Genomic DNA, 16,803 nt, shown 5'->3' with positions numbered 1-16,803 from the left:
GTGAACCGCGCTCGCGTTTCCTCAGATCGCCGACTGCGCCCGAAGTTCCGCGACCTGCTCCGCCGAGTAGCCGAGCCCGTGCAGCACGTGGTCGGTGTGCTCGCCGAGGGCGGGCACGGGTGCGGGCGTCCAGTGCCAGGCGGTGGAGTCGACCGGCGGCCGCAGCGCGGTGATCTCCCCGTCGGGGACGGGGATCGTGGTCTGCCGGTCGCGTGCCGTGACCTGGGGGTGGTGGGGCAGGTCGGCGACGCTGCGGGTCAAGGCGGCGGGGACGTCGGCGGCGTCGAGCGCGTCGAGCAGGTCCGCGGTGGTCCAGGAGGTGAAGTCGAGTTCGGCGTGCAGGGCCGGTCGGTTGGCCACGCGGGACGTCACCGTGGTGAAGCGGGGGTCGTCGGCCAGGTCCGGCCGGTCGAGGAGGGCGCAGAGGCGGCGCCACTGGGGGTCGTTCTGGACGGCCAGGTGGACGGTGCCGTCGGCGCACGGGAACGGGCCGTAGGGCGCGATGCTCGGGTGGTGCGCGCCGGTGCGGGGCGCGGCCCGGCCGGTGCCGGCGGCGTAGAGCATCGGCTGGTGCATCCACTCGGCCAAGGCGTCGAAGAGCGAGAGGCTCAGCGTCGCGCCCTCACCGGTCCGGGCGCGGTGGAGGAGGGCGGCCAGGACGGCGGAGTGCAGTTGCGCGCCCGCGGCGATGTCGGCCACCGAGATGCCCGCCCGCGCGGTGACGTCGTCCTGGCCGGTGAGGTCGATGAGGCCGGTCTCGGACTGGATCAGGGCGTCGAAGGCCTTGCGGCCCGCGTACGGGCCCGACTCGCCGTAGCCGGAGAGCTCGCCGATCACCAGGTCGGGTTTCACCTGGCGGAGTGAGGAAGCGTCCACGTCCAGTCGACGCGCGGCGGCCGGGGAGAGGTTGCACAGGACCACGTCGGCGGTCGTGACCAGGTCGTGCAGGACTTGGCGGGCGGCCGGGTGCTTGAGGTCGAGGGTGACGGACTCCTTGCCCACGTTCGTCCAGGCGAAGTACGACGACACGGAGCCGCACGTGGTGTCGTAGTGGCGGGCGAAATCGCCTCCGCCGGGGCGTTCGACCTTGATCACGCGGGCGCCGAGGTCGGCGAGGAGGCGCGTCGCGTACGGGACGGCCACCGCCTGTTCGAGGCTGACGACGGTGACGCCGTCCAGTGGTCTCATGCGGTGATCCGGTCGTGGCCCGTGTAGACGTTCAGCGAGTCGCCGCGCACGAAGCCGACCAGGGTCAGGCCCTGCTCCTCGGCCAGGTCGGCGGCCAGGGAGGACGGCGCGGAGACGGCCGAGAGGACGGGGATGCCCGCCATGGCGGCTTTCTGGACGAGCTCGAACGAGGCCCGGCCGGAGACCATGAGCACGGTTCCCGCCAGCGGGACCTTGTCGTTGAGCACGGCCCAGCCGAGGACCTTGTCGACCGCGTTGTGCCTGCCCACGTCCTCGCGGACGATCAGCGCCTCGCCTGCGGTGGTGAAGAGGCCCGCCGCGTGGAGGCCGCCGGTGGCGGCGAAGACCTTCTGGCGCTTGCGCAGCTCGTCCGGCAGGGCCGAGAGGACGTCCACGTCGACCGTGCAGTCGTCGGCGGCGGGGGAGTGGCTGGTCTTCAGCTTGACCGCGTCCAGGGCCGCCTTGCCGCAGACGCCGCAGGACGACGTCGTGTAGAAGTTGCGCTCCACGCCCGGGTCGGGCGGCGGCACGCCCTCGGCGAGGGTCAGGTCGAGCACGTTGTAGGTGTTGAGGCCGTCGGGTCCGGTGCCTTCGCAGAAGCGGGCGACCGAGATGTCCTCCAGGCCGCGGATGACGCCTTCGCTGAGCAGGAAACCGTGCGCCAGCTCCACGTCGTGCCCCGGTGTGCGCATCGTCACGGTCAGTGCCTTGCCGCCTACCCGCAGCTCCAACGGCTCCTCGGCGGCCAGCGCGTCGACCCGTTTCCGGGACGTTCGTCGCGCATACGTGACCACTGGGCGACGCACGGTGACTCGCCCCATCGTGCAACTCCTTCTCTTGGCTAAGTTTTTTCGCAAGCCACTCACCAGGTTACGGAGGTGTCGGGCAGTGGGTTTCCTGGACCGCTCTCGCACGATCGCCCCACCGGGCTGGAACCGCTGGTTGATCCCGCCCGCCGCGTTGTCGGTGCACCTGGCCATCGGCCAGGCCTACGCGTGGAGCGTGTTCAAGCCGCCGTTGGAGGGCGCGCTGGACCTCACGGGGACGCAGAGTGCGCTGCCGTTCCAGCTGGGGATCGTGATGTTGGGGCTGTCGGCGGCGTTCGGCGGCACGCTGGTCGAGCGCAACGGGCCGCGGTGGGCCATGTTCGTGTCCGCCACCTGCTTCTCGTCGGGGTTCCTGATCTCGGCGGTGGGCGCCTGGACGCAGCAGTACTGGCTGGTGGTGCTGGGGTACGGGTTCGTCGGCGGCATCGGGTTGGGCATCGGGTACATCTCGCCGGTGTCGACGCTGATCAAGTGGTTCCCGGACCGGCCGGGGATGGCGACCGGCATCGCGATCATGGGTTTCGGCGGTGGGGCGTTGATCGCGTCGCCGTGGTCGGCGCAGATGCTGGAGTCGTTCGGGCGCGACAGCGGCGGGATCGCGCAGACGTTCCTGGTGCACGGGGTCGTGTACGCGGTCTTCATGTCGGTGGGCGTGCTGCTCGTGCGGGTGCCCGCGGAGGTCGAGGAGCGGAAGGTGGTGCGTTCGGCGGTCAACGTGTCGGCGCGCAACGCGTTGCGGACGCCGCAGTTCTGGTGCCTGTGGGTGGTGTTGTGCTTCAACGTCACGGCGGGCATCGGGATCCTGGAGAAGGCGTCGCCGATGATCCGCGACTTCTTCGCCGAGACGTCCACGCCGGTGGCGGCGGGCGCGGCGGCGGGGTTCGTGGCGTTGCTGTCGCTGGCGAACATGGTCGGCCGGATCGTGTGGTCGTCCACGTCGGACCTCGTGGGGCGCAAGAACGTCTACCGGCTGTACCTGGGTGTCGGCGCGGTGACGTACCTGGTGCTGGCGTTGGCGGGCAACGCGTCGAAGCCGTTGTTCGTGGTGTGCGCGATGTTGATCCTGTCGTTCTACGGCGGCGGGTTCGCCACGATCCCGGCTTACCTCAAGGACTTGTTCGGCACGTACCAGGTGGGCGCGATCCACGGGCGGTTGCTGACGGCGTGGTCGTTGGCGGGCGTGCTGGGGCCGTTGATCGTGAACGCGATCGCGGACGGGCAGAAGGCGGCGGGCAAGGCGGGGCCGGACCTGTACACGGCGTCGCTGTTCATCATGATGGCGTTGCTGGTGGTCGGGTTCGTGGCGAACGAACTGGTCCGGCCGGTCGCCGCGAAGTACCACGAGCCGACAGTGGAGGTGGTCCGATGAGCAGGCGTGGATTGGTCGTGTTCGCCTGGCTGTGGGTGGGTCTGCCGTTGGCCTACGGGTTGGTCGAGCTGATCCGCAAGGTGACGGCGTTGTTCACTGGTTAGAGTCGGCCGCGTGGATACCTACGACGTGGTGGTGGTCGGCGGCGGGCACAACGCGCTGGTGGCGGCTGCCTACCTGGCACGGGCGGGCCGCACGGTGCTGGTGCTGGAGAAGCTCGACCACGTCGGCGGCGCGGCGGTGAGCGAAGAGGCGTTCCCGGGCGTCCCGGCGCGGCTGTCGCGGTACTCGTACCTGGTCAGCCTGCTGCCGGACAAGGTCGTGGCGGACCTGGGGCTGCGGGTGGCGTTGCGGTCCCGGTCGGCGTCGTCGTACACCCCGGCGGGCGACCTGCTGGTCGAGCGCGAGCCGGGTGAGGCGACCGCGGCGTCGTTCCGGGCGTTGACCGGGTCGGACGCCGAGTGGGCGCGGTGGCGCCGCTGGTACGACGACCTGGAGGTGCTGGCCGAGGCGTTGTCGCCGACGATGCTGGAGCCCTTGCTGTCGCGGGAGCACGCCCGGCTGCGGGTCGACTCGGTGGCGCGGATGCGGCTGTGGGACCAGGTCGTGGAGTCGCCGTTGGGCGAGACGCTGGAGGAGTTGTTCGCGGACGACGTGGTGCGCGGTGTCGTGGCCACGGACGGGCTGATCGGCACGCACACGTCGTTGCACGACCTGAAGGCGAACCGGTGCTTCCTCTACCACGTGATCGGCAACGGCACGGGCGAGTGGAAGGTGCCCGTCGGCGGGATGGGCGCGGTGACCGGCGAACTCCTGCGGGTGGCGCGGGAGGCGGGTGCGGAGATCGTGACCAGGGCCGAGGTGACGCGCGTGGACGCGGACGGCGTGCGGGCCGAGGTCGAGTACGACGGGCGCACGGTGGGCGCCAGGTTCGTGCTGTCCGGCGCTGCTCCGTCCACTTTGGACCGCCTGCGCGGTCGACCGGCCGCGGCGGTGGCCGAGGGCTGCCAGATGAAGGTGAACATGCTGCTGGAACGGCTGCCGCGGTTCCGCGGCGGCGTCGACCCGCGGGTGGCGTTCGCCGGGACGTTGCACGTGGACGAGTCGTACGGGCAGCTGGAGACGGCGTACCGGGAGAGCGCGGCCGGGCAGGTGCCGTCGGTGCTGCCGGCGGAGCTGTACTGCCACACGTTGACCGACCCGTCGATCCTCGCGCCGGAGCTGGTCGAACGGGGCTGGCACACGTTGACGTTGTTCGGGCTGCACACGCCGGCGGCGTTGTTCGAGCAGGACAACGACAAGCTGCGGGACGAGCTGGTCGGCCGGTACCTGGCCGGGCTGAACGCCCACCTCGAAGAACCGATCGAGTCGTGCCTGGCCGAGGACGCCGACGGCCGCCCGTGCCTGGAGGCCCGCACACCGCTGGACCTGGAAGCGGACCTGGGCCTGCCGCGCGGCAACATCTTCCACGACGCACTGGCCTGGCCGTTCGCCGAGACCGAGGCCGAGGTCGGCCGCTGGGGCGTCGAGACCGACGTGGCGAACCTGTTCGTCTGCGGCGCGGGCGCCCGGCGTGGCGGCGGGGTGAGCGGGATCGGCGGCCACAACGCGGCGATGGCGGTGCTGGAGCGGTGACGTCGTGAGCGAGGTCCACAACGAGATCAGCGGCACGGTGTTCGGCCCGGTGCTCCAGGTCGGGCGGGTGGACTCGCTGACCGTGGTGCAGCCGGCCGCGCCGGTGACGCCGGCGAGCCTGCCGGTGGACGAGGGTTTCGTGGGCCGTGCCGCCGAGCTGGGTGTGCTGCGGGACTTCCTGTCACCCGGCGGCGAGCGGACCGCGTTGGCCGTGGTGGGGTTGGCCGGGGTGGGGAAGTCGGCGCTGGTGGTGCGGGCGGCGCACCTGGCGGTCGGCGCGGGGTGGTTCCCCGGTGGCGTGCTGTTCGTGGACGCCCAGGGGTACAACGAGGAGCAGCGGTTGGGCGCGGACGACGCGCTGGCCTCGTTGCTGCGCGCGCTCGGCGTGCCCGGTGAGGCGATCCCGCCCGACCGGGGTGATCGGGAGGCCCTCTACCGGTCCCAGCTCGCGGCGCGTCCGCCGGTGCTGGTCGTCGTGGACAACGCGTCGTCGGCCGATCAGGTGTTGCCGCTGCGGCCTGCGGTGCCGGCGCACCGGTTGGTGCTGACGAGCAGGGACAACCTGCCCGTGCCGAGGGCGCGGCGGGTCGAGCTGGACGTGATGAGCGCGGCGGAGGCCGTGGAGGTGCTGGAGGACGCGGTCCGGTCGGTCGACCCGGACGACGACCGGATCGCCGCTGATCCGGTGGCGGCGGGTGCGTTGGCCGAGACGTGCGGTTTCCTGCCGTTGGCGTTGCGCATCGTCGCCGAGGTGGTGGCGGATCGGCGGGGTGAGGACCTGAGCCGGTTCGCCGAGTCCATCGCCGCGGCGCACGACCGGTTGGGCGAGCTGGCCTACGACGATTCGATCGACGTGCGCACGGCGTTCAACGCCTCGTACGCCCGGTTGCCCGCCGACCAGGCGCGGGTGTTCCGCCTGGCCGCGCTCCACCCGGGCCGCACGGTCACCGCGGCGACCGCGGCGGCGTTGGCCGGCGTCACGCCGGACGAGGCGCGGGCGCTGCTGGTCCGGTTGCGCCGCGCGCACCTGCTCCAGGGCGGTGTGGTGGCCGACGAGTACCGGTTCCACGACCTGCTGCGGATCTACGCCGCCGAACGGTGCGCCGCGGTGGACGACGCGGAGGCCCGGCTGGTGGCGGAGCGCGCGCTCGTGAAGCACTACGTGTCACACGTCAAGGGCGTGCACAGCCACCTGGACCCCGGTGCGACCCGGCGGCAGGTGTTCCCCGACCGACTCACGGCCCTCGCCTGGTTCGACGACGAGCTGCACAACCTGCTGCCGGTGCTGGAGCTCGCGGCCCGCAACGGGTGGCACGAGGACGTCCGGGACGCGGGTGAGGCGGCGTTCCGGTACTTCAACCTGCGCCGGTCGGTGGAGTGGGTGCCGGTCGACCTGCTGGCGCTGGCGTCGGCACGGGCACTCGGCGACCGGGCGGGTGAGGGGAAGGTCCTCAACGGCCTGGGCAGCGCTCACCACCGGATGCGGCGGTTCGACCAGGCGCTGCACCACTTCCAGGCCGCGTGGGACCTGTTCCGCGACCTGGACTCGCCGCGGGACCAGGCCCATTCGTTGAACAACATCGCGTCGACCTACGCGCTGACCGGTCGCATCCCCGAGGCGATCCGGCACATGGAGCGCAGCGCCGAGGCGTACCGCCGCGCGGGCGACCGGGACGGCGAGGCGCGGTGCCTGGCCAACCTGGGCAAGGTGCACAACGACAGCGCCGCCTACGACCAGGCGGCCGGGTTCTACCGGCGTGCCCTGGACCTGCGCAGGCAGGTGGGAGACCGGGACGGCGAGGGCGACTGCCTCAACGGCCTGGGCATCGCCTCCGACAGCCTCGGGCGGCTGGACGAGGCCGAGGGCCACTACCGGGCCGCGCTCGCGGTGTACCGGGAAACGGGGAACCGCGTCTCCGAGGGGCACGCGCTGGGCAACATCGGCGGGATGCTGCGCCGCTCCGGTCGCGTCGCCGAGTCGCTGGACTACTTCGAGCGGGACCTGGCGATCAGCCGCGAGATCGGGGACCCGCACGGCGAGGGGATCTCGCTGTACAACGTCGGGCTGACGTACTGGTCCCTCGGCAGGCGGGAAGAGGCCCTCGACCTTCTCAGGGACGCGGCCGAGCGGTTGGACGAGACGAACGACCCCGGCATCGCCGAGGCGGCCCGTGACTCGATCCGGCAGATCGAGGCCGAAGGGCCGGTGCGACGGTGGTTCAAAGGGCGGCGAACAGGGCGTCGATGAGCCGCTGGGCCCGGTCGGCGGTCGCGCCGGAGGTCACGGTGACCTCGACCGTGCCCGCGCGGGCGGTGACGGTGGTGCGGACGACCTCGCCCGTGACGGTGGTGGCGCGGTAAGCCTCGTCGTGGAAGCCGGGCAGGTCGGTGATCCGGGCGTGCTCCGTGCGGCCCTCGGCGAAGGAGGCGGCGTCCGCGCCGGTCTCGAAGCGGACCTCGGTCGTGCCGCCGTCGTAGGTGCAGCGGACGACGTTGTCGGTGATCGTCTGGCGCGGGTGGTTGAGCCTCAGCTCCAGCGCCGCGCCGACCACGTCCGCCGGCGCGTCCTCGCAGTTCACGCCCGCCGAGTCGGTCGCGGTCGGTGACGGGGGATGCTCGGTGGTCGGCGTGCTCGGCGGCGTGCTCGTGCACGCGGCGGCGAGCGCGGCCACGGCGAGGAGCACGGTTCCCTTCACGTGGGTTGGTTCGCCCGAATGGCCGCCGGCGTTACCGGAAGCGTTTGCGCGCCCGTCCCGGCCGCCTCAGGCGTCGACCTTCTCCAGCCGCACCACGATCGACTTCGACGTGGGCGTGCCCGACACGGTGGCCGTGGAGTCCAGGGGCACCAGCGAGTTCGCCTCCGGGAAGTACGCCGCCGCACAGCCCTTCGCCGTCGGGTAGGCCACCACGCGGAAGCGCTCGGCACGCCGTTCGGTCACGCCGGTCGGGTCGTCCGGCCACTCGCTGACCAGGTCGACGTGCTGCCCGTCGAGCAGGTCGAGCGCGTCGAGGTCCTCCGGGCTGACGAACACCACCCGCCGGCCGTCCTTCACGCCCCGGTAGCGGTCGTCGAGGCCGTAGATCGTGGTGTTGTACTGGTCGTGGCTGCGCATGGTCTGCAGCAGCAGCCGACCCGGCGGCACCCGCAGGACGGTCAGGTCGTTCGCCGAGAAGTGCGCCTTGCCCGACCGGGTGCCGGTGAACTCACGGGCGTCGCGCGGCGCGTGCGGCAGCACGAAACCGTCCGGCAGGCGCACCCGCGCGTTGTAGTCGCCGCACCCCGGCACGACCCGCGCGATCCGGTCCCGGATCAGGTCGTAGTCCTTCTCGAACTCCTCCCACGGCACCGGGTGGTCCGGCCCCAGCACGGCCCGCGCCAGCCGGCACACGATCGACACCTCCGACAGCAGCCGGTCGCTCGCGGGCGCCAGCCGGCCGCGCGAGCGGTGCACGACCGACATCGAGTCCTCGACCGTGACGAACTGCTCGCCGGTGTGCTGGAGGTCGCTCTCCGTGCGCCCCAACGTGGGCAGGATCAACGCCGTGCGGCCGTGCACCACGTGCGACCGGTTCAGCTTGGTCGACACGTGCACGGTCAGGTCCAGCTTCCGCACGGCCGCCTCGGTCACCGCCGTGTCCGGGGTGGCCGCGACGAAGTTCCCGCCGACGGCGAAGAACACCTTCGCCGCGCCGTCGCGCATGGCCCGGATCGACGCCACCGTGTCGAAACCGTGCCGGCGCGGCACGTCGATGCCGAACTCGGACTCCAACGCGGACAGGAATTTCTCCGGCATCTTCTCCCAGATGCCCATGGTCCGGTCGCCTTGCACGTTCGAGTGGCCGCGCACGGGGCACAGGCCCGCGCCGGGCTTGCCGATCATGCCGCGCAGCAGCGCCACGTTCGCGATCTCGCGGATCGTCGGCACCGCGTGCTTGTGCTGCGTCAACCCCATGGCCCAGCAGAAGATCGTGCGCTGCGAGTCGGCCAGCATCCGGGCGAACAGCTCGACCTGGGCGCGCGGCAGGCCGGTGGCCGCGTCCACCGAGTCCCAGTCCAGCCGCCGCACGTGCTCGGCGTACTCGGCGAAACCCTCCGTGAAGCCGTCCACGAACTCGGAGTCGACCGCGTCCCACGACAGCAGCAGGTTGCCCGCCGCCTGGAACAACGCCTGGTCGCCGCCCAGCCGGATCTGCAGGAACTCGTCGGCCAGCTTCGTGCCCGCGCCGACCAGCCCGCGCAGGTTCTGCGGGTTCTTGAACCGCAGCAGCCCGGCCTCCGGCAACGGGTTCACCGCCACGATCTTCGCCCCGCCGCGCTTGGCCTCCTCCAACGCCGACAGCATCCGCGGGTGGTTCGTGCCCGGGTTCTGCCCCACCACCACGATCAGGTCGGCCCGGTTGAAGTCCTCGATGCTCACCGAGCCCTTGCCGATGCCGGTCGTCTCCGACAACGCCGCGCCGGACGACTCGTGGCACATGTTCGAGCAGTCCGGCAGGTTGTTCGTGCCGAACGAGCGCACCAGCAGCTGGTACAGGAACGCGGCCTCGTTGCTGGTGCGGCCCGACGTGTAGAACACGGCCTCGTCCGGGCTCGCCAAGCCGTTGAGCTGCGAGGCGATCAGCGAGAACGCGTCGTGCCACTCGATCGGCTCGTAGTGCGTCGCGCCCTCCCGCAACACCACCGGCTCGGTGATCCGGCCCTGCTGGCCCAGCCAGTAGTCGGTCTTGCCGGCGAGCTCGGCGATGGGGTGCTCGGCGAAGAACGCGGGCCCGACGCGCCGCCTGGTCGCCTCCTCGGCCACCGCCTTCGCGCCGTTCTCGCAGAACTCGGCCAGCTTGCGGTGCCCTTGCGGCTCCGGCCACGCGCAGCCCGGGCAGTCGAAGCCCTCGCGCTGGTTGAGCAGCCGCAGCGTGGTCGCCGTGCGGGCCACGCCCATCTGCTCGACACCGCGTTGCAGCGACACCGCGACACCGGGGATGCCCGCCGCCCACCGCTTGGGCTCGCTCACGTCGAGCTGCGACTCGTCGATGTCCTGCCGGGGCGGGTTGCGGTCCATGCCCCCCATTGTGCTGCCGCCGTGCCGCCGCGCGAACGGACCGGTGGTGTGCCGCCGGCGCGCCCCGCGCGAGCGCGCCGGCGGTCTGTCCGATCGCCGGTCGCGCCAGGGACGACGCGGGACCGCTGTCACGGGCCCCAAGGGGTTGTGAACGGCCCGTGCCTCCGGCGTCCTCACCTGCGCGGATCCCCGGTGATCACCATCAATTGTGATCGGCGCCACTGTGCCGCGAATCGTCCGATCGGGTGACCTCAGTCGGGGCAGCCGTCGGCCGGTGACGACGGCGCGCCGAGGTCGAAGTCGAGGCCCGGCGGCAAGGACGGCTCGGTGAACGCGGGCGCCAGGTAACCGCGCTTGGCGCTCGAACAGCCGATCGAGTGCAGCGAGCCCAGCGACGCGTCCGCCCACAGCCCCTCCACCCCGGGGCCACCGCCCGTGCGCACCGAGTACCGGACCTGGAACCGCGACAACGCCACCACGTCCAACGGCCCCCGCACCGCCTCCGGCCGGTCCGGCTCGAACGCGTAGGCGAACGTGTAGTCCGTCCGCACCACCAACTCGCCCTCCGGCCCCACCTCGGCAACCATCTCGCCACGCGCCTTCGGCTCCACCTCCGCCAACCGCGCACCCTTGTCCACCCGCGTCACCACCAACGCCGCCTCACCGTCGTTGCGGCCGTCGAACAACACCCGCAGCGACTCCCGCAGGTCGGGCGCGAACAACCCGAAGAACCCCTCCAGGTCGTGATCGACCACCACCCGCCGGTCCAGCCGTGCCGCGACCACCGCCTCCCGCACCCGCTGGTAGGCCGCCGCCACCTGCTCCGCCGAGTACGAGCCCACCTGCGCCGCCTCCGGCGCCACCACCCCGGCCGCACCGTCCGCCCACGCCGCCGCCGACGTGCCCGCGAACGGTTCGTCCAGGTCGACCGGGCGCACACCCGGCGCCGTCGACGGGCTCGACTCCGAGGCGATCACCGCCCACGCCAGCAGCACCGCCGCCACCGCGATCGCCGCACCGACCCAGAACCGCCGCCGAGGCCGCCGCGGCAACGACCTCAGCCGCCGCACCCTGGCCTCGCGCTCGGCCCGCTTCACGGCCTCCCGCGCCCACCCGGCGTCCTGCAGGTCGGGGTGGTCCTCGATCCGGTACTCGTCCACGTCGCTCCCACGCTCGCCAAGCCCTACCCAAGGCGTTACCAGGTGTCGGGTGCGTTGTCGATACGGATCGTCACCTCAGGCACGGCACGCCGTACGGCGCGGAGGCCGGCGGCGCGATCCGGCTCCGGTCCGCGTCACCACACGAACCGGTGACGTACGTGCTGTGCGCCTCGTCCACGTACACCGCTTCACCGCCCACCACGACGTACCTGACCTGGTGGATCGCCTTCGCCACGGCGTCCGCCGGGTTGCGCAGCGGCCGGTCGGTGTCGAACGCGTAGGCGAACGTGAACGACGTGTGCACGACCACCGAACCGGGCTCGGTCGCCGAGACCCGCATCGAACCCGACACCTTCGGCGGCACGCCCAGCAGCCGCTCACCGTCCGCGACCCGCGTCAGCACCGAACCGCCGTCCGCCGACGCCAGCCGCGCCCGCAGGTCGGCCCGCTGCCCCGGCGCGAGCATCGCCAACACCGGCTCCACGTCGCCGTCCCGCAGCACCCGCGGGTCCAGCCGCGCCGCGACCACCACCCGCCGCACCGACTCCAACGCCGCCACCTGCTGCTCCACCGGCACGACCCGCCCCTGCCAGTCCTCCACCACCGGCGCCACGATCCCGGCCTCGCCGTCGGCCCACCCGTCCTCCGGCATCCCGGCGAACGGGCGCTCCCGGTTCAGCGGGACCGTGGCGCCCTCCACGTCCGGGGGCGCCCCGAACACCGACGCGGGCACCGTCACCGCGGGCACGTCGTCGAACAGGACGTCGTCCAACCGGCCCGTCCGCCACAGCGCCACCACCGGCCCCAGCACGACCAGCACCGCCAACGCCCCGACCAGCTTGCCGTGGCGCGCGAACCACCGCTCCACCCGCGTCCGGAACCACTTCTCGTCGTCCGGCCCCAGCCGGTCCTCCCACGTGTCCTCGCCCGGCCCCAGGCGCTCGTCGGACCCGTTCATCCCCCACCACCCAAGACTCGTCGCGCCCCCCACGCGAAGCATCACACGCCGACCCCGGCCGCTAGCAGGTATCTGGTTAGAAGTCGATACCCGCGCCTCCGTAGACTTCGACCGTGACTGAGACCCCCACCGCACCGCAGCGCTCCGAACTCCCACCGGCCTGGAACCCGGCCGAGGTAGAGGCCGGGCTGTACGAGCGGTGGGTCGAGCGCGGCTACTTCACGGCCGACGCGACCAGCGACAAGCCGCCGTTCTCCATCGTGCTCCCGCCGCCGAACGTCAACGGCAGCCTGCACATGGGCCACGCGCTGAACCACAGCATCATGGACGCGCTCAGCCGCCGCCGCCGCATGCAGGGCTACGAGGTGCTCTGGCTGCCCGGCACCGACCACGCGGGCATCGCCACCCAGACCGCCGTCGAACGCGCGCTCGCCGGCGAGGGCAAGTCCCGCCACGACGTCGGCCGCGAGAAGTTCATCGAACGCGTCTGGGAGTGGCGCGACGAGGTCGGCGGCAAGATCCTCGGCCAGATGCGCCGCCTCGGCGAGGGCGTCGACTGGAGCCGCACCCGCTTCACCATGGACGAGGGCCTGTCCCGCGCCGTCCAGACCATCTTCAAGAAGCTCTTCGACGACGGCCTGATCTACCGCGCCGAACGCATCATCAACTGGTGCCCGCGCTGCCAGACCGCGCTCTCCGACATCGAGGTCGACCACTCCGAGGACGACGGCGAGCTCGTCTCCATCCGCTACGGCTCGGGCGAGCACTCGATCGTGGTCGCCACCACGCGCGCCGAGACGATGCTCGGCGACACCGCCGTGGCCGTCCACCCCGACGACGAGCGGTACCAGCACCTCATCGGCACCGAGGTCGAAGTGCCGCTGACCGGCCGTTACGTGCCCGTCGTCGCCGACGAGCACGTCGACCCGGCGTTCGGCACCGGCGCGGTCAAGGTCACCCCCGCGCACGACCCGAACGACTTCGAGATCGGCCAGCGCCACGAGCTGCCCGCGCTCACCGTCATGGACGGCCGCGGCGTGATCACCGCGCACGGCCCGTTCCAGGACATGGACCGCTTCGAGGCACGCCCCGCCGTCGTCGCCGCCCTGCGCGAACAAGGCCGCATCGTGGCCGAGAAGCGCCCCTACAAGCACTCCGTCGGCCACTGCTCGCGCTGCGACACCGTGATCGAGCCGCGCCTGTCCATGCAGTGGTGGGTCAAGGTCGCCCCGCTCGCCGAAGCGGCCTCCGCCGCCGTGCGCGACGGCCGCACCACCATCCACCCGGCCGAGCTGAACAAGCGCTACTTCGACTGGGTCGACAACCTCAACGACTGGTGCATCTCGCGCCAGCTGTGGTGGGGCCACCGCATCCCCGTCTGGTACGGCCCCAACGACAAGGTCATGTGCGTCGGCCCGGACGACGAGCCGCCCGGCGAGGGCTGGGTGCAGGACGAGGACGTGCTCGACACGTGGTTCTCGTCCGGCCTGTGGCCGTTCTCCACGCTCGGCTGGCCCACCCGGACCAGCGACCTGGCCAAGTTCTACCCGACCAGCGTGCTGTCCACCGGCTACGACATCCTGTTCTTCTGGGTCGTCCGGATGATGATGTTCGGCCTGTACGCGATGGACGGCAAGCAGCCGTTCGACCACGTGTTCCTGCACGGCCTCATCCGCGACCAGTACGGCAAGAAGATGTCGAAGTCGCGCGGCAACGGCATCGACCCCATCGACTGGATGGACGCCTACGGCGCCGACGCCACCCGGTTCACCCTGCTGCGCAGCGCCAACCCCGGCTCGGACATGGCGCTCGCCGACGAGTGGGCCGCCGGCTCGCGCAACTTCACCACCAAGCTGTGGAACGCCACCCGGTTCGCGTTGAGCAACGGCGCCACCGTCGACCGCCCGCTCCCGCCGCGCGAGGAGCTCACCGACGCCGACCGGTGGATCCTCGACCTGCTCGACGGGCTCGTGACCGAGGTCGACGGCCAGTTCGAGGGCTTCCAGTTCGCCAAGCTCAGCGAAGCGCTCTACCACTTCACCTGGGACGAGTTCTGCGACTGGTACCTGGAGCTGGCCAAGGTCCAGCTCGCCGAGGGCGGCGCGCGGGCCGAGGCCACCCAGTCCGTGCTCGGGCACGTGCTCGACGTCGTGCTGCGGCTGCTGCACCCGTTGACGCCGTTCATCACCGAGACGCTGTGGACCACGCTGACCGGCGGCGAGTCGGTGGTGATCGCGGACTGGCCCAAGCCGACCGGTGTCGCGCGCGACGAGGTCGCCGCCACCCGGATCGAAGGCCTGAAGAAGCTGGTCACCGAGATCCGCCGGTTCCGCTCCGACCAGGGCCTCAAGCCCGCGCAGAAGGTCGCGGGCAAGGTGCGCGGCGCGTGCTGCGTCGACCTGCTCGACCAGGTGCCCGCGGTGCGGTCGCTGACCCGGATGACCGAGCCCGGCGACGACTTCTCGGTCAGCGTCTCGCTGGACGTCGGCCTGCCCAACGGCACCGTGAAGGTCGAGCTGGACCTGTCCGGCACGGTCGACGTGGTCGCCGAGCGCAAGCGGCTGGCCAAGGACCTCGGCGTGGCCGAGAAGGAACGCGCCCAGTGCGAGGGCAAGCTGGGCAACGCCGCGTTCCTCGACAAGGCGCCCGCCGAGGTCGTGGCCAAGATCCAGGCCAGGCTCGCGGCGGCCAACGCCGAGATCGACCGCATCCACGCCCGGCTCGAGACCCTGCCGCAGGACAACTCGTGACCGGCTTCGAGACGGGCGCGCTGGAGGAGCTGCGGCAGGTCGAGTCGGAGCTGAACACCCGCTGGCCCGAGACCAAGATCGAGCCGAGCCTCGACCGGATCCGGGCGCTGGCCGACATCCTCGGCGACCCGCAGGGCTCGTACCCCGTGGTGCACGTCGGCGGCACGAACGGCAAGACGTCCACGTCGCGGATGATCGACTCGCTGCTCACCCGGATCGGCCTGCGCACGGGCCGCTACACCAGCCCGCACCTGCAGCTGGCGACCGAGCGGATCAGCGTCGACGGCGCGCCCATCAGCCCCGAGCGGTACGTCGAGATCTACCGCGACGTCGAGCCGTACCTGTCGATCGTGGACGCGCGCGGCGACGTGCCGATGAGCAAGTTCGAGGTGCTCACCGGCATGGCGTTCGCGGCGTTCGCGGACGCGCCCGTCGACGCCGCCGTGATCGAGGTCGGCATGGGCGGGTCCTGGGACGCGACGAACATCGCCGACGGCCGGATCGCCGTGATCACGCCGATCGGGATCGACCACGTCGAGTACCTCGGCGGCGACCTGGCCGGGATCGCGGAGGAGAAGGCCGGGATCATCAAGCCCGGCGCGGTCGCGGTGATGGCCAAGCAGGACCCCGCCGTCGAGCAGGTGCTGCTCAGGCGGTGCGCCGAGGTGGACGCCACGGTCGCGCGGCTGGGCTCCGAGTTCGGCGTGATCCAGCGCGACATCGCCGTCGGCGGCCAGATGCTGCGATTGCAAGGTCTCGCCGGCGAGTACGACGAGGTGTTCCTGCCGCTGCACGGCGCCCACCAGGCGGCGAACGCGGCGCTGGCGCTGGCCGCCGTGGAGGCGTTCTTCGGCGCGGGCCCCGACCGGCAACTCGACATCGAGGCCGTGCGCGAGGCGTTCGCCACCGCCACCTCGCCGGGCCGCCTGGAACGCGTCCGCACCGCGCCGACCGTGCTGGTCGACGCGGCGCACAACCCGCAGGGCGCGGAGGCGCTGGCCAAGGCGCTGGACGAGGAGTTCGGCTTCCGCAAGCTGGTGGCCGTGGTCGGCGTGATGCAGGAGAAGGACGCCGTCGGCATCCTCAGCGCGCTCGAGCCGGTCGTCCACGAGGTCGTCCTGACCTCGAACTCCTCGCCGCGGGCCATGGACCCCGACCTGCTCGCGGGCATCGCGATCCCGATCTTCGGCGACGACCGGATGGTCGTCCAGCCGCACCTCGACGACGCGATCGAGGAGGCCGTGCGGCTGGCCGAGGAGAGCGACGACGGCGACATCGTGTCCGGCGGCGGCGTCGTGGTGACCGGCTCGGTCGTCACGGCGGGCGACGCGCGTGCGCTGTTCGGCAAGGAGCCTTCGTGACCTCGCCCGCACCGGCGCCCAAGGGTGTTCCCGCACCCAAGAAGGACCCGATGAAGTCCTTCCGCGGCATCATGGCGGGCACGCTGATCCTCGAGGTGATCGTCGTCGCCCTGGCACTGCCGGTGGTGGCGAAGCTGAGCGGCGGGGTCGGCACGGGGGTCGGGTACCTGGTGCTCGGGCTGATCGTCGCGCTGATCGGGACGTGCGCGCTGCTGAAGCGCCCGTGGGCCGTGTACGTGATCGCGGCGATCCACGTGGTGATGGTGGCGTCGTGGTTCGCCCTGACCGCGCTCGGCGGCATCGGCGTCGTGTTCAGCCTGGTCTGGGTGTACCTCCTCTGGCTGCGGCGTGACGTGGCCAAGCGCATGGCCGAGGGTCGGCTGCCCAGCCAGCAGCAGTAGCCCCGTCTGGCAGCAGCTCGGACGGGCGGCGACTCGTGCCCTTTCGGCTGCCCCCGCGTGCCTTCCGCGCGGCCACGTCGCGTGACCACGCTGGGCC

The 16,803-nt window shown here is 71.9% G+C and carries 13 protein-coding genes; 7 read left to right on the top strand and 6 right to left on the bottom strand.

What is annotated here, in order from left to right:
* Window positions 1-21: 21 nt before the first annotated feature.
* Together ADK67_RS45615 and fdhD are read right to left on the bottom strand one after the other, a co-directional pair.
* Window positions 22-1,188 carry a CaiB/BaiF CoA transferase family protein gene (locus ADK67_RS45615; protein WP_053722860.1) on the bottom strand — a complete coding sequence of 389 codons (1,167 nt, stop codon included), beginning with the start codon at window positions 1,186-1,188 and terminating at the stop codon, window positions 22-24.
* Window positions 1,185-2,009: a formate dehydrogenase accessory sulfurtransferase FdhD gene (gene fdhD, locus ADK67_RS45610; RefSeq protein WP_053722859.1), complete on the bottom strand. Its 825-nt coding sequence runs from the start codon at window positions 2,007-2,009 to the stop codon at window positions 1,185-1,187. The genes ADK67_RS45615 and fdhD overlap by 4 nt, the downstream gene beginning before the upstream one ends.
* 67 nt (window positions 2,010-2,076) lie before the next feature.
* Here fdhD and ADK67_RS45605 point away from each other — a divergent pair, with 67 nt between their 5' ends.
* The 4 genes from ADK67_RS45605 to ADK67_RS45595 are packed head-to-tail and all read left to right on the top strand — an operon-like array spanning window position 2,077 to window position 7,267.
* The gene (locus ADK67_RS45605; RefSeq protein ID WP_053722858.1) at window positions 2,077-3,384 is read left to right on the top strand and encodes an OFA family MFS transporter; all 1,308 of its coding nucleotides are present in this window, start codon (window positions 2,077-2,079) and stop codon (window positions 3,382-3,384) included.
* Window positions 3,381-3,488 carry an MFS transporter small subunit gene (locus tag ADK67_RS55585; RefSeq protein ID WP_442974256.1) on the top strand — a complete coding sequence of 36 codons (108 nt, stop codon included), beginning with the start codon at window positions 3,381-3,383 and terminating at the stop codon, window positions 3,486-3,488. Before ADK67_RS45605 ends, ADK67_RS55585 begins: the two co-directional genes overlap by 4 nt.
* A gap of 10 nt (window positions 3,489-3,498) precedes the next feature.
* Complete coding sequence (locus tag ADK67_RS45600; protein WP_053722857.1) at window positions 3,499-5,019, top strand: phytoene desaturase family protein; 1,521 nt, start codon at window positions 3,499-3,501, stop codon at window positions 5,017-5,019.
* 4 nt (window positions 5,020-5,023) lie between these two features.
* Window positions 5,024-7,267: a tetratricopeptide repeat protein gene (locus ADK67_RS45595; protein WP_053722856.1), complete on the top strand. Its 2,244-nt coding sequence runs from the start codon at window positions 5,024-5,026 to the stop codon at window positions 7,265-7,267.
* Here ADK67_RS45595 and ADK67_RS45590 read toward each other — a convergent pair.
* The 4 genes from ADK67_RS45590 to ADK67_RS45575 form a co-directional block, all read right to left on the bottom strand.
* Window positions 7,239-7,715, bottom strand: a complete 477-nt coding sequence (locus tag ADK67_RS45590; protein ID WP_053722855.1) for a hypothetical protein — start codon at window positions 7,713-7,715, stop codon at window positions 7,239-7,241. The genes ADK67_RS45595 and ADK67_RS45590 overlap by 29 nt on opposite strands.
* A 66-nt stretch (window positions 7,716-7,781) precedes the next feature.
* Window positions 7,782-10,076 carry an FdhF/YdeP family oxidoreductase gene (locus tag ADK67_RS45585; RefSeq protein WP_053722854.1) on the bottom strand — a complete coding sequence of 765 codons (2,295 nt, stop codon included), beginning with the start codon at window positions 10,074-10,076 and terminating at the stop codon, window positions 7,782-7,784.
* A gap of 251 nt (window positions 10,077-10,327) precedes the next feature.
* Entirely contained in the window at window positions 10,328-11,236 is a 909-nt protein-coding gene (locus ADK67_RS54965) for a hypothetical protein (protein WP_053722853.1), read from the bottom strand.
* 70 nt (window positions 11,237-11,306) lie between these two features.
* Entirely contained in the window at window positions 11,307-12,194 is an 888-nt protein-coding gene (locus ADK67_RS45575; protein ID WP_053722852.1) for a hypothetical protein, read from the bottom strand.
* Window positions 12,195-12,307: 113 nt separating this feature from the next.
* Between ADK67_RS45575 and ADK67_RS45570 the strand changes: the two genes are divergently transcribed.
* The 3 genes from ADK67_RS45570 to ADK67_RS45560 are packed head-to-tail and all read left to right on the top strand — an operon-like array spanning window position 12,308 to window position 16,706.
* On the top strand, window positions 12,308-14,944 hold the full coding sequence (locus tag ADK67_RS45570; protein WP_053722851.1) for a valine--tRNA ligase: 2,637 nt from the start codon (window positions 12,308-12,310) through the stop codon (window positions 14,942-14,944).
* On the top strand, window positions 14,941-16,305 hold the full coding sequence (gene folC / locus ADK67_RS45565; RefSeq protein WP_053722850.1) for a bifunctional tetrahydrofolate synthase/dihydrofolate synthase: 1,365 nt from the start codon (window positions 14,941-14,943) through the stop codon (window positions 16,303-16,305). The genes ADK67_RS45570 and folC overlap by 4 nt, the downstream gene beginning before the upstream one ends.
* The gene (locus ADK67_RS45560; protein WP_053722849.1) at window positions 16,302-16,706 is read left to right on the top strand and encodes a DUF4233 domain-containing protein; all 405 of its coding nucleotides are present in this window, start codon (window positions 16,302-16,304) and stop codon (window positions 16,704-16,706) included. The genes folC and ADK67_RS45560 overlap by 4 nt, the downstream gene beginning before the upstream one ends.
* The last annotated feature ends 97 nt before the right edge of the window (window positions 16,707-16,803 follow it).

This window comes from Saccharothrix sp. NRRL B-16348 (assembly GCF_001280085.1).
GTDB lineage: Bacteria > Actinomycetota > Actinomycetes > Mycobacteriales > Pseudonocardiaceae > Actinosynnema.
The sequence above is the reverse complement of the archived record's forward strand: the minus strand, read 5'-3'. Positions and strand labels throughout refer to the sequence as shown.